We start from the raw sequence: 12309 nt of genomic DNA on the forward strand, positions 1-12309 counted from the left end.
TCCTCAGGCGATCTTGGGCGTGGCACGCACACCCAGGTGGATGTACGGCGAGCCGTCGGGGAGTTCGTAGAACACCGCCGACAGCCACTGCGGCTCTCCTTCGGGACGGCCGACGAAGGTGACGTCGTCCACCGCGACGAGACCGAACTCCATGGGCTGCTTCAGCCCGGCGAGGGCTCCGGTGGCCTCGATGTGCAGCGAGAGCCTGCCGTCGCGGACCGTGAGCGTCATCCGGCTGCCCGCCCGCTCGTACACGCCGGCGTACCGCTCGATGTCGGTCTCGAACGGCACGGCCGGCGGTCCCAGCACGGGCGGCACGGCCAGGCCGAGCAGTTCGTCGAAGAGTTCGGTGGCGAGGGCGTGGTGGAACGCGGCGGTGTGGCCGCCGTTCGCCAGCACGCACACCACGGTCTCGCTGTCGGGTACGGCCCAGAGCATGGCCGCCTGGCCGATGGTGTTGCCGCCGTGGGAGATGATCCGGTGCCCCTGCCACTCGTCCAGGATCCAGCCCAGCCCCCACTGCCTCCCCAGGGTGTACGGGTTGGGGATGTCGACCTGCGGCTCCCACATCGCCCGCGGGTCGGCGAGCAGGCCGGTGCCCAGGTGCGCGCGGGCGAAGGCCACGACGTCGGCGGGACGCGCGCAGATCAACCCCGCCGGGCCGCAGGAGCGCATCAGGCCCCAGACGGGTGCGGGTGCGCCGTCGATGTGGCCCATCGCGCCGCGGAAGCGCAGCACGTCCTCCGGCAGGGTCCAGGTGTGGGTCAGGCCGAGCGGCTCGATGATCTGCTCGCGCAGCGCGGCGTCCCACGCCTTGCCGGTGAGACGTTCGACGACGCGCCCGGCGATGACGAACCCCGAGTTGCAGTACGACTGGGTGGCGCCCAGGGGGTGGTTCTGCGCGAGGTCCGCGCAGGCCTCGACGTACTTCTCGACGCAGTCGTCGCCGCGGCCGGTGTCGAGGAAGAGGTCCCCGTCGATGCCGGAGGTGTGCGAGAGCAGGTGCCGGATGGTGACGGTCTTGGTCACCTCGGGGTCGGCGACCCGGAACTCCGGCAGGACCTCGGCGACCGGGGTGTCGAGCGTGAGCGCGCCCCGCTCGACGAGGAGCATGATCTGGGTGGCGGTCCAGACCTTGGTGACCGAGCCGATCTGGAAGAGCGAGTCGGTGGTCGCCTCCACCCCGGTCTCCACGTTGAGCACGCCCGCGGCGAACTCGTGCACCTCCCCCTCGTGCAGGAAGGCCAGGCCCGCGCCGGGTACCTCGTACTCGGTGATCAGCTCGGCGAGACGGGCGTGCCGACGACCGGGATCCGCTGCTCCAGCCATTCGACGATCCTTTCTTCGTGGTCCACCCGAAGGCGAGGCATGTCCGAACGTTAAGCCCACCCGGGCGGCGCTTCTTCGGCCTTCACGACGAACCGGGCCCGATCCGTTGTGTCGTTCTCCAACCGCCTCGCGGGAGCGCCCGTTCTCCGGCCCCGTGCAAGGGGCGCCTCCGGCGAGGGCTCGAGACCAGCGGGACCCGGCGGCGGCCCACGGCCCACGGCCCACGGCCCACGGCCCACGGCCCACGACGAGGATGTGCCGTGAACGACGAAAACGGATGTGCCGCCGGAGCCGTGGTGGCTCCGGCGGCACATCCGTCGGGGAACCTTACTCGCCGGTCTTCTCCGCGAGGGTCACCGTGACGCTGTGGGGCTGCCCGTCCCGGACGTAGGTGATGCTCACCTGCTGGCCGGGCTTGAAGCCGCGGACGGCTCCGACCACGGTGGCGGCCTCGTCCACCGCCGTGTCGTTGATCTTGGTGATCAGATCGCCCTGCTGGATGCCCGCCTTGGCCGCGGGGCTTCCCTCGGTGACCTGGCCGACCAGGGCTCCGCCCGCGTCCCCGGTGGCGTCGGTCATGCTCACGCCCAGGAAGGCGTGGGAGACCTTGCCGCTCTCGATGAGCTGCTGGGCGACCTGGTTGGCGGTGGTGATGGGAATCGCGAAGCCGACGCCGATGCTGCCCTCCCCGCCGTTGGTGGCGATGGCGGTGTTGATGCCCACCACCTGGCCGGCCGCGTTGACCAGCGCACCTCCCGAGTTGCCGGGGTTGATCGCCGCGTCGGTCTGGATGGCGCCGCCGATGGTGGTGCCCGCGCTGCCGCTCTGCTGCTCCCTGCCCCAGCCGGGCGGGAGCTGCTGCCGGCCCTGGTCGCCGCCGACGGTCAGGGTACGGTTCAGCGCGCTGACGATCCCGGCGGTGACCGAGCCGGACAGGCCGAGCGGGCTGCCGATCGCGAGAACGGAGTCACCCACCTTCAGCCGGTCGCTGTCGCCGAGCGAGGCCTTGGTCAGGCCGGAGACGCCCTCCGCCTTGATGACCGCGAGGTCGGTGGCCGGGTCGGTACCGACGATCTTCGCGGTGGCGGACTTCCCGTCGCTGAACTTGACGGTCACCTGGCTGCCCGGACCCCCCTGGCCTCCGGCCTCCACCACGTGGTTGTTGGTCAGGATAAGTCCGTCCTCCGACAGCACCACCCCGGACCCCTCGCCCCCGCCGGCGGCGGTCCTGATCTCGATCGACACCACGGAGGGCTGGACGGCCTGGGCGATGTCGGCGACCGTGGTCACGTTGCCGACCTGGCTCACCACCGGGCCCGCCGACGAGACCTGGGCAACGGCGCCGCCGTTGAGACTCGTCGCGGCGAAGGCCCCCGCGACCCCACCTCCGACGGCCATGGCCGCCAGAGCGAGACCGGCGCCTACCTTCTGCCCGACGCTGAGTCTTCCTCGCTGCGGGGGGACCGCCCCCGATCCCCCGTACCCCCCGGCTCCTACCGGCGCCTCGGCGGCGAGCTGTTCCGGCACCGGGTGGATCAGCGTCGGCTGCGGTCCGGTGTCGGCGTCGGTGCGGTAGGCGCCGACGCGTGGCGGCACCTTGCCGAACTGGGTCCAGCCGTCGTTCCCGGGGGTCGCCTCGGCCGGTGTGCCCTGCTGCTCATTCCTGTTCGGGTCCATGTCTTCCCCCAAGTCCTACATCCCCCACGATTCGACGGGGCGGAGGCCGGTACTCACCGGTTAGGGAAAACAATGCCCGACCGCACGTAAGACCAGGTTAAGAGCCTGATCGCGTCGAGCGGGATCCTCTGACAACGGCTTTATCCGCCGTGCTCAGCGGGTGCCCCACGGCCCGGAGACCACCGTGAAGATCTTTTCCGGACTCGGCGCGCGGACGGGGATGCCGAGGACCACCCGCCTCTCCGGCCGGGGAATGCGGCGATCGTCCGCGAGGACACCACCGGCATTTCGCCTCGCTCTCTTGTTCTCAGCCCATCTCAGCTCCATACTCATAAATATGAGTATTAATCACCATGACTGTGGTGGCTAGCCGATGGCCTTGCGACACGCGGTGCTGGCCGCGCTGCTGGACGGCGAGTACAGCGGTTACCAACTGACCAAGATCTTCGATGTGGGGGTCTCCAACTTCTGGTACGCCGCCCCCCAGCAGCTCTACGCCGAGCTGGCCAAGCTGGAGTCCGACGCTCTGGTGACGGGCCGCGAGGTCGTGCAACGAGGACGTCCCAACAAGCGGGTGTTCACCGTGACCGAGGCCGGGATGAGCGAGCTCGCCGCCTTCGCCGCGAGCCCGGTCAAGCCCCTGCTCATCCGCGACGACCTGGCCGTGAAGGTCCACTCGTCCGACCTGCTCGACCCCGAGATTCTGATCGCCCAGCTCCACGAGCGCGCGGAGGCGGCGGCGGCCAAGCTCGCGCTGTTCGGCAAGATGCTGGTGCGCCTGCGCGGCGACATGGACGAGGAGTCGTTCCTGCGCGGGGGGGAGCGTGTCGGCCCGTACCTCACCTGCCTGGGAGGGCTCCGGCTGGAGCGGGAGATGCGCGACTGGTGCCTGCAGACCGCCAGGACGCTGGGTGAACGCGCCGTACACAACGAGGGAAAGCCGACGTGAAGACCTACCACCGCTACGTCGCGCTCGGCGACAGCCAGACCGAGGGCCTCGGCGACGGCGACGACGTGAGCGGGTACCGCGGCTGGGCCGACCGGCTCGCCGAGCACCTGGCCGCCGCCAACCCGGACCTGCTCTACGCCAACCTCGCCGTACGCGGCCGCCAGGCCGCCCGGATCCGCGACGAGCAACTGCCGGTCGCCCTGGAACTGCGCCCCGACCTGGCCACGGTCGTGGCCGGCATGAACGACGTCATCCGGCCCGGATACCGGGCCGCCGAGGTCGCCGGCGCCCTGGAGGACATGTTCGCGGGCCTGACCGCCATCGGGGCGCACGTGGTCACCGCGACCTTCCCCGACATCACCAGGGTCGCGCCGCTCACCCGCCCGCTCCTGCCCAGGGTGGTCGACCTCAACGAGCGCATCCGCGAGGCCGCCGCCCGCCACGGCGTCACCGTGGTCGACATGTACCCGCTCGCGTTCGTCACGGATGCCCGGATGTGGCACGAGGACCGCCTGCACATCAGTTCCGTGGGGCACGCCAGGCTCGCCGCCGCCATGGCGCAGGCTCTGAGCCTTCCGGGTAGCGATTCCACCTGGATGTCTCCGCTCCCCACGCTGCCCGTCCCCGCCGCCTGGCGGACCGCGGCGACGGAGCTGCGCTGGCTGGTCACCTTCGCCAGGCCGTGGATCGGCCGTCGTCTACGTGGCCGATCCTCGGGTGACGGCCGCACGGCCAAGCGTCCCCTTCTCACTCCACCGGCGATGAACGATCAGCCGATGCCCGGCAAATCAGGCATCGGCTGATCGACGAGCTCGCCCCGCGGGTTCGGCGGGAGGTGCCCGTACGCGACCGGGCCGCGATCTCACGGACGAGATCGCGGCCCGGCGGACGGTCAGGCCCCGCGCGGGGCCCGGCCGGATGGATCAGGCGTGGCTGTAGATGTTCTCCCAGCCACTCTGGTAACCGTTGAAGTGGCCGTGGTTGCCCCGCCCCACCTTGACGTAGATGTGCTCGGCGTCCTTACCGGAGAAGGAGTAGAAGCCGGGCCGCTTGGAGCAGTTCTTGAAGCTCTTGAAAGTGGTCGAGCCGTCGAAGCCCACGACCTTGAAGGTCTCCCACGCGCAGAAGTGCCTGGGCTTGCCCCACCACTTGTGGTTGGTGAGCTTACTGTCGACGGTGTAGTGGTATGTGTCCTCCCACTTCCACGCGCGCTTCTTGAACCACTGCTTCACCCACTTGCACTTCTTCTCACCCTTGTACCAGGTGCACTTCTTGACGATCTTGTGATACTTCTTCCAGTACCACTTCTTCTCCGACTTCTTCTCCACGGTGACCTTGCCTTCGGCCTCCGCCTTCTTGTCACCGGAGTAGTACGGTCCCCAGCTGTCGGCGTAGAAGGGGTCCGCGGAGGTGGTCGTGGCGACGGTCTGGACGGGGGTCACGGTCTCGGCGTTGGCCATCGCCGGAGTAGCCGTGGCGAGCAGGGCGGCGACACCGGCGCCCAGGAGGATTCGGCTGGCGAATCGCATTTCGAGGGTTCCTCTCGGGAGTGAGGATTTTGACACCCACGTTGTACGATGCGCCGATTGCCCGTAACTTTCACTTCACTTAAAAGGCGAGGCCACATCAATGATCAAATAAAATTACTTGCCGGACAAATCATAAAACAGGGGTAAATGATCAGTGTGACAATCCGGTCAGTTACGTGCGAGACGGCGGGCGACGGTGTCCCCCAGGGTCTGCACGAGTTGCACCACGACGACCAGCACGACAACGGTGACGATCATGAGCGTGGTCTCGAAGCGCTGGTAGCCGTAGCGGATGGCCAGGTCCCCCAGTCCTCCCCCGCCGATCGCCCCGGCCATCGCCGAGTACGAGATCAGCGCGACCACGGTCACCGTGAGCCCCGCGACCAGGCCCGGCATCGCCTCCGGCAGCAGGACCTTGCCGACGATGGTCACCCGTCCCGCCCCCATGGCCTGGGCCGCCTGCACCCTGTCCCTGCCGACCTCGCGCAGCGCGGTCTCCACCAGCCGAGCGAAGAACGGCGCCGCGCCGAGGGTCAGCGGGACCACCGAGGCGATGGTGCCGATGGTCGTGCCGACGATGAGCCTGGTCAGCGGGAGGATCGCGATCATCAGCACGATGAAGGGCAGCGAGCGGCCGATGTTCACGATCAGCCCGAGCACCCGGTTGAGCGCGGGCGAGGGGAACAGCCCGCCCCGGTCGGTGGCGACCAGCGCCACCCCGAGCGGGAGGCCGAGGATCACCGTGAACAGGGTCGACCACAGGACCATCTGGACGGTCTGGCCGGTCGACTCCAGCAGCAGCGGGAGCATCTCTTCCCAGGTCATCGGGCCTCCTCGACGAGCAGGCCGCGTCCGGCCAGGTAGGTGAGCGCGGCGGCGCGCTCGTCACCGGTGACGAGCAGGCGCAGCCGTCCCGTCGAGAGGCCCGCCACCTCCTCCAGCGCCCCGCCGAGGATGTTGACGTCGACGTCGAACTTGCGGACCACCTGCGAGACCACCGGCTCACCGGCCTGCCCGGTGAAGGTGATCGTGACCTGGCCCGGCTCCGGCTCGGGGAGAGGGAACAACTCGGCGGCGAGCCTGGAGCCGGGCCTGGAGATCAGCTCGGGGATGGTCCCCGACTCCTCGACCACGCCGTCCCGCATGATCGCGACCGAGTCGCAGATCGACTTCACGACGTGCATCTCGTGGGTGATCAGCAGGATCGTCAGGCCGAGCTCGCGGTTGAGGCGCTTGAGCAGGGCGAGGATCGACTGTGTGGTGCCCGGGTCGAGCGCCGAGGTGGCCTCGTCCGACAGCAGGACCGGAGGGCTTCCCGCCAGCGCGCGGGCGATGCCGACCCGCTGCTTCTGCCCGCCCGACAGCTGCGCGGGGTGCGCCCCCGCCTTGTCGGCCAGCCCGACCAGCTCCAGCAGCTCGGCCGTACGCCTGGCACGCTCGGCCTTGGCCATCCCCATCACCTCCAGCGGGAAGGCGACGTTCCCGGCGACCGTGCGGGAGGAGAGCAGGGCGAAGTGCTGGTGGATCATCCCGATCCGCTGCCGGGCCCTGCGCAGCTCACCCTCCTTCAGGCCGGTCAGCTCCTGTCCGGCCACCGAGACGGTGCCGGAGGTCGGCCGCTCCAAGAGGTTCACGCAGCGCAGCAGGGTGCTCTTACCGGCGCCGCTCTGCCCGAGCACGCCGAAGATCTCGCCCTCGCGGACGTGGAGATCCACCCCGTCGACGGCGACCACCTCTCGGCCCCGATCCTGATAGACCTTCCGCAGGCCCGACACATCGATCACAACCGGTTCCCAACGCGCCCGCTATTTACCCTCATTCCCGACATGTTAGGTGAGATCAATCACTTGTCAGAAATATCGGCACATGGTGCCCTCGACCACGACCGTACCCGGTCACGCCGAGGTCCGGCCGGGGCCGGTCATGCCGATACGGGTCCCGAAGGATCGTCTCGGTGAACGGCCCCGTGTCCGACCACCGGCTGGAGCACCGGTCAAGACCGGTCAAGCAAGGACCAGGCGGTGTCCGGCCTTCGGGTGAACCGCGGGTCGCAACAGGTCGACCTGACCGTATCTGGTGTTGATCAACACTTTGTGCGGTTACCTGACCGGCTCCCTAGTCATGCCGGTACGGGTCCCGCAGGGGGGTGATCCGCTGGGCGAAGTCCTCCTTGATCACCCGCATCCTCTCCCCGGGCGCGTAGAAGCGGCCCTTGGTCTCCCCGTACGGCGTCAGCCAGCCCTTCGCCGCCAGATCGCGCAGGTCCCTGACCGCCTGCCCCTGGCTGAGCGACTCGTCCAGCTGGTATCTGCTCCGGCGCAGCCGCCGGTTGACGAACACCTCGTACAGCGCCGAGACCGTGCGGGGGTTGAGCCCGTCGGCGTCGATCCGCTCCTCCAGGAGCATCCACACCTCCCCCGCCTCCGAGAGTCTCCGCCGGACCTGCTGGGCCTGGAGGTGGTGGGCGCGCAGGCAGAAACGCACCCAGTTCAGCGTGTCTCCATGCGGACTCCAGCTCCGCTTCTGCATCCCCGCCAGGGCGTCGTAGTAGTCATAGGTGTTCCTGGACTGCCCCAGCCACTCCTCGATGGAGGAGAACTCCGGGGTCGTGATCCGGTCCCTGCCGAGCACGAGCGTCTGGAGCGCCCGCGACATGCGGCCGTTGCCGTCGCGCCAGGGGTGGATGCTCACCAGGTTGAAGTGGGCCATCGCCGCCCGCACGTAGCTCGGCGCCTCCAGGTCGCCCTCGTTGAGCCAGGTGACCAGCTCGGCCATCAGCTCCGGCACCCGCTCGGCGTCGGGCCCCTCGTAGACGACCTCTCCGGTGGCGGAGTCGCGGACGTAGATGCCACCGGACCGCACCGTGCCCGGGGTCTTGTCATGGTGATGACCGATCATCATGAAGTTGAGTGCGTGGAGCAGTCCGGCGTCGAACGCGAACACCGGGGCGCGGGAGAGCATCTGGATGTAGGTGAGTGCCTGCTGGTAGCCGGAGATCTCCCTGGCGACCGCACCGGAGGTCTCCAGCGGCTCCTCACCGGCCATGATCGACTCGATGTCCTCGACGCTGGCTCGATAGCCTTCGATCGAGTTGGATCCCTGGATGGCCCGCGCCTGGAGCTGGCGCCGGAGCTGGCCGTCCCAGCGGTGACTCTCCGCGAGACGGTATTTCAGGTCGCGGCGCATCTCCTCGATCTCGCCGAGCACCGCTTCGTCGACGGCCTCCAGGAAAGGCGTTCCGTACAGCATGGATCCCATGCCACCATGATCAAATCATTTGGTCAATCGACTTGATGATTCGTTCATTTATATTCGCTACGTCCGTTTCATCCGGGAATGACGCGGACGGCCCGCCCTCTCGTCGGAGAGAGCGGGCCGTCTCGGGGAGCGCCGGTCAGGCGGCGGCGTGCTCGGCCACCTTGGCCGGGGTGAGCGCGATCTCCAGGACCTCGCGCACGTCGCTCACCGTGTGCACGGTGAGCTCGTCGCGGACGGCCTGCGGGACGTCGTCCAGGTCGGGCTCGTTGCGCGCCGGGATCAGCACGGTCGTGATGCCCGCCCGGTGGGCGGCGAGCAGCTTCTGCTTCACCCCGCCGATCGGGAGCACCCGGCCGGTGAGGGAGACCTCGCCGGTCATCGCCACATCGGCGCGGACCTGACGGCCCGACAGCAGCGAGGCGAGGGCCGTGATCAGGGTGACGCCCGCGGACGGGCCGTCCTTGGGAACGGCTCCGGCCGGGAAGTGGACGTGCACCGAACGGTCCTTGAGGGAACCGACGGGCAGCTCCAGCTCCGCGCCCCGCGAGCGCAGGTAGGAGAGCGCGATCCGAGCCGACTCCTTCATGACGTCGCCGAGCTGACCGGTGAGGGTCAGACCGGTGTCGCCGGTCTCGGGGTCGGCCAGGGACGCCTCCACGTAGAGGACGTCGCCTCCCGCTCCGGTGACCGCGAGGCCGGTGGCCACGCCGGGCACCGCCGTACGCTGGCTGGACTCCGGAAGCGAGGACTCCGGCACGTTGCGCGGGCGGCCCAGGTAGGGGACCAGATCCTCCACCGCCACGGGCAGCTCGCTCTCGCCGAGCGCGACGTTCGCCGTCACCTTGCGCAGGATCCTGGCGATCGAGCGCTCCAGGGAGCGGACCCCGGCCTCCCTGGTGTACTCACCGGCGAGCTTGCGCAGCGCGTCCTCGCCGACGATGACGTCCTCCGCGGTGAGACCGGCCTTGTCGAGCTGGCGCGGAAGCAGGTGGTCGCGGGCGATGGCGACCTTCTCGTCCTCGGTGTAGCCGTCGAGCGTCACGATCTCCATGCGGTCCAGCAGCGGGCCGGGGATCGCCTCCAGCACGTTCGCGGTCGCCAGGAAGAGCACGTCGCTGAGGTCGAGCTCCACCTCCAGGTAGTGGTCGCGGAAGGTGTGGTTCTGCGCCGGGTCGAGCACTTCGAGGAGCGCGGCGGTGGGGTCGCCCCGGTAGTCGGAGCCGACCTTGTCGACCTCGTCGAGCAGCACGACCGGGTTCATCGAACCGGCCTCGCGGACGGCCCGGACGATCCGGCCGGACTGTGCCCCCACGTAGGTGCGCCGGTGACCGCGGATCTCGGCCTCGTCGCGCACGCCGCCGAGGGCGACCCGGACGAACTTCCTGCCCATCGCGCGGGCCACGGACTCGCCGAGGGAGGTCTTGCCGACCCCGGGAGGGCCGGCCAGCGCGAGCACGGCGCCGCTGCGGCGTCCGCCGACCACGCCGAGGCCCTTCTCCGCCCTGCGTCCGCGGACGGCCAGGTATTCGATGATGCGGTCCTTGACGTCGTCGAGGCCGGTGTGGTCGGCGTCGAGGACGGCGCGGGCCGCGGCGATGTCGTAGGAGTCCTCGGTCCGCTCGTTCCACGGGATGTCGAGGACGGTGTCGAGCCAGGTGCGGATCCAGCCGGTCTCCGGAGACTGGTCGGAGGTCCGCTCCAGCTTGTCGACCTCCTTGAGCGCGGCCTCGCGCACCTTCTCGGGCAGGTCGGCGGCCTCGACGCGGGAGCGGTAGTCCTCCTCCTCGGAGGCGGAGGTGTCACCGTTCAGCTCGGCGAGCTCCTTGCGGACCGCGGCGAGCTGCTGGCGGAGCAGGAACTCGCGCTGCTGCTTCTCCATGCCCTCCTGGACGTCCTTGCGGATCGTCTCGGCCACGTCGAGCTCGGCCAGGTGCTCGCGCGACCACTCGACCAGCTTCTCCAAGCGGTCGGCGGGGTCGGCGGTCTGGAGGATCTCGGCCTTGCGCGGGACGCTCAGCCAGGGGGCGTACCCCGAGTTGTCGGCGAGGATCGAGGGGTCGTCCATCTGGTTGACCGCGTCGACGACCTGCCAGGCGCCCCGCTTCTGCAGGATCGTGGTGGCCAGCGCCTTGTACTCCTTGGCGAGCTCGTGCGCGCGCTCGCCCGCCGCGACGGCGGGGATGCGGGTGGCCTGCACCCACAGGGCCGCGCCGGGGCCGGTCGTGCCGGTGCCCACGCGCACCCGGTCGACACCGCGCACCACGGCCGCCGGCTCGCCTCCGGGGAGCCTGCCCACCTGCTCGACGATCGCCCGCACGCCCACCGAGCCGTATCTGCCGTCGATCCGGGGAACGAGAAGGACCTCCGGCTTGTTGTCAGCGAGAGCCTGCGCCGCGTCGATCGCGGCCCGGACCTCGGTCTCCGACAGGTCAAGCGGGACCACCATGCCCGGCAGCACGACCTCGTCGTCGAGCGGCAGGACCGGGAGGATCAAGCTCTCACTCATGTGAACTCCAAGGGTTGAGTTATACACACTCAATTAATGGGAGTCCGATAATGTTCCCGGCGTTGAGCCTGTTCGCTGTGAGCGATCGTAATTGTGTAATCACGGCTGCTCGGACAACCCGACCGCTTCAGGAGTACGTGTACGCCGGACCACGTCGGCGAAGGGGTGAGGAAGATCGCGCCTCAGGGGCGGAGGACGGCCGATACGCCGCCGGGCGCCCCTCGCGAGGGGCGCCCGGCGGCGAGACGTCCGGCGCTGAGGCGCGGAGCCGTCTCACCGTCATCGAGCACGAGGCCGACGCGGGGCACGTCCGGTGCCCGCGCGCGGAGCCGTCAGGGGTGCGAGGGGTTCTGGGGCGAGACGACGGGGAAGACCGGAGGTTCGAAGCCGGCCCCGGTGAGCGGATCCCCGGTCGACTGGGTCAGCAGCAGGCGCGTGGTCTCCAGCAGATGATCGTGCATGGCCTGTGCGGCACCCTGGTTGTCACGGGCCTGAATGCGCTCCAGGATGCGCTCGTGAACTCGCCAGATGTCGGCGAGCGTCCTGGTCTGGGTCGTGGACAGACCTCGGGCGGACATCTGGGCGCGTGTCGTCGCGACGCTCTGGGTCACCCGCTCGTTGCCCGCTCCTTCCAGGATCAGCTGATGGAACTTCACATCCTCCTCCTGGAAGAGGCGCTCGTCCCCGATCTCGACCGCCTTGCCCATCTTCTCCAGTGCCTCCGAGACCGATGCGATCTGGTCGTCGTTCATCGTGGTCGCGGCGCGATAGACCGAGGGAACCTCGAGCAGGAAGCGGATCGAGTAGATCTCCTCGATGTCACGCGTCGTCATCTGGAGGATCCTGACACCGCGGCTGCGTTCGAAACTGACGACCCCATGGGTGGCGAGCTGGAGGAGAGCCTCCCGGACCGGCGTCCGGGACACTCCCAACTGGGCGGCGATCCCCACCACGGAGTGCAACGTGCCAGGTGCCAGCTCGCCCGTGAGGATGGCCCGGCGGATGACTTCGAACGTCTGAGTCGTCAGCGTTGTCTTATCCGTCGAAATCTGTTCCATCCG

At 69.2% G+C, this 12309-nt stretch carries 10 protein-coding genes; 2 read left to right on the forward strand and 8 right to left on the reverse strand.

Features of this window, described 5'->3' with window-relative positions:
* Nucleotides 1-3: 3 nt before the first annotated feature.
* Entirely contained in the window at nucleotides 4-1329 is a 1326-nt protein-coding gene (locus tag AB0B96_RS07130) for a serine hydrolase (RefSeq protein WP_362897003.1), read from the reverse strand.
* A gap of 327 nt (nucleotides 1330-1656) precedes the next feature.
* Nucleotides 1657-3018: a trypsin-like peptidase domain-containing protein gene (locus tag AB0B96_RS07135; protein ID WP_362897004.1), complete on the reverse strand. Its 1362-nt coding sequence runs from the start codon at nucleotides 3016-3018 to the stop codon at nucleotides 1657-1659.
* Between the two features lie 361 nt (nucleotides 3019-3379).
* On the opposite strand from AB0B96_RS07135, the gene AB0B96_RS07140 reads away from it, so the two are divergent.
* Together AB0B96_RS07140 and AB0B96_RS07145 are read left to right on the forward strand one after the other, a co-directional pair.
* Complete coding sequence (locus AB0B96_RS07140; protein WP_362897005.1) at nucleotides 3380-3955, forward strand: PadR family transcriptional regulator; 576 nt, start codon at nucleotides 3380-3382, stop codon at nucleotides 3953-3955.
* The gene (locus AB0B96_RS07145) at nucleotides 3952-4758 is read left to right on the forward strand and encodes an SGNH/GDSL hydrolase family protein (RefSeq protein WP_362897006.1); all 807 of its coding nucleotides are present in this window, start codon (nucleotides 3952-3954) and stop codon (nucleotides 4756-4758) included. Before AB0B96_RS07140 ends, AB0B96_RS07145 begins: the two co-directional genes overlap by 4 nt.
* A 120-nt stretch (nucleotides 4759-4878) precedes the next feature.
* Here AB0B96_RS07145 and AB0B96_RS07150 read toward each other — a convergent pair whose 3' ends face one another.
* From AB0B96_RS07150 to AB0B96_RS07175, 6 genes are all read right to left on the reverse strand, one after another.
* Complete coding sequence (locus AB0B96_RS07150) at nucleotides 4879-5484, reverse strand: hypothetical protein (protein ID WP_362897007.1); 606 nt, start codon at nucleotides 5482-5484, stop codon at nucleotides 4879-4881.
* 168 nt (nucleotides 5485-5652) lie between these two features.
* Complete coding sequence (locus AB0B96_RS07155; protein WP_350943662.1) at nucleotides 5653-6309, reverse strand: methionine ABC transporter permease; 657 nt, start codon at nucleotides 6307-6309, stop codon at nucleotides 5653-5655.
* Entirely contained in the window at nucleotides 6306-7268 is a 963-nt protein-coding gene (locus tag AB0B96_RS07160; RefSeq protein WP_362897008.1) for an ATP-binding cassette domain-containing protein, read from the reverse strand. The genes AB0B96_RS07155 and AB0B96_RS07160 overlap by 4 nt, the downstream gene beginning before the upstream one ends.
* A gap of 331 nt (nucleotides 7269-7599) precedes the next feature.
* Complete coding sequence (locus AB0B96_RS07165) at nucleotides 7600-8742, reverse strand: Fic family protein (protein ID WP_362897009.1); 1143 nt, start codon at nucleotides 8740-8742, stop codon at nucleotides 7600-7602.
* A gap of 136 nt (nucleotides 8743-8878) precedes the next feature.
* The gene (gene lon / locus AB0B96_RS07170; RefSeq protein WP_362897010.1) at nucleotides 8879-11248 is read right to left on the reverse strand and encodes an endopeptidase La; all 2370 of its coding nucleotides are present in this window, start codon (nucleotides 11246-11248) and stop codon (nucleotides 8879-8881) included.
* Between the two features lie 332 nt (nucleotides 11249-11580).
* Nucleotides 11581-12306, reverse strand: a complete 726-nt coding sequence (locus AB0B96_RS07175) for a GntR family transcriptional regulator (protein WP_362897011.1) — start codon at nucleotides 12304-12306, stop codon at nucleotides 11581-11583.
* Nucleotides 12307-12309: the final 3 nt, after the last annotated feature.

The sequence above is a fragment of the Streptosporangium sp. NPDC049046 genome (assembly GCF_040649155.1).
Classification (GTDB): domain Bacteria; phylum Actinomycetota; class Actinomycetes; order Streptosporangiales; family Streptosporangiaceae; genus Streptosporangium.